Raw genomic sequence first — 1,144 nt, forward strand, 5'->3', positions numbered from 1 at the left:
AATTCCTTAAACTGAATTATGGGTATTTTACGTGAAAACGGCTATGAATGCAGGTTTATGATTTTTGCAGTATTTTGTATGTATAAATATACGCATGTATTGGCTTGAAGTAAGATGGCCTGTAATGAAGGTGTCATATTGCTAAGCCCATGTATAAAAAAGACAAACAGGGAATGATCATCGTTTTGATCGCTTTGACTTTGTGTTTAGCCATTTCAATTGGTTTTAAATTTCAGAGTGCCGTTGTTGCTTTATCTATTGCATTCACTGTCATACTGGTTCAGTCATTATCAAGTTTGCATCAACGTTTAACTCATTTAGAACAACAGTTTTCTCACAAGACAACGCCACTTTATTCTATTCATATGCAAAGAACGGTAATTTATACCGCCGCTTTGGTTGCATTAGTTGCTTATATCAATCATTGGATGTGGATTGCTGGTGGGGCATTACTGGTTTTACTGTTATGTTTGATTCAAACCATCAGTGCATTTCATACTCGTTTATTGTTCCTCGAGACAGCCAAGCAAACAGTAAATGTAAATGAATCTATACATACAGAAGTGATAACGCCTGTATTAGGGCAAGTTGATCCAAACAATATTACCGAGCCAGCTTTACCTGGAACAATAGCATTAAATCAAGAAAAACAAACATTTCGTACGCAGACCACCGCATGGTGGCAACCAGCAGTCGATTGGATGATTCATGGTAATCCAATTTTAAGGGTGGCTGTTGCTGTGCTTATGGTTGGGGTAGTGCTCTTACTGCGTTTTGCAAGTGAGCACTGGCAGTTGAGCTTAGGTGTAAAACTTGGTTTTATTGCGATTGCAGGAGGTGTATTAACAGCATTTGGATATACCTTGCAAAAGAAAAATCAGCTATTTGCTGTGGCACTGCAAGGTGTAGGGCTAGCTGTTGTCTTTCTAACGCTTGTGTTCTCACATCATTTTGGTGTAATCACCAGCCTAACTACAGCCAGTATTCTATTTACGATTTTATTAGCAATTACAGTATTCCTGAGTTTAAAACAACAAGCTATTTATTTGGCAATACTCGCACTGGGTATGGCGTATGCGGCTCCTTTAGTTATTCCGCAATATCGTCCTGATGTGGTTTTTTTATTTAGTTACTATCTTGTTAT

At 37.9% G+C, this 1,144-nt stretch carries 1 protein-coding gene; it reads left to right on the plus strand.

Annotated elements, in window-relative coordinates; all coding sequences use genetic code 11:
• Window positions 1-149 precede the first annotated feature (149 nt).
• A partial coding sequence (locus tag VXQ92_RS19880) for a DUF2339 domain-containing protein (protein ID WP_416682948.1) occupies window positions 150-1,144 on the plus strand: 995 nt, incomplete at its 3' end.

The organism is Acinetobacter sp. 228, from assembly GCF_048147885.1.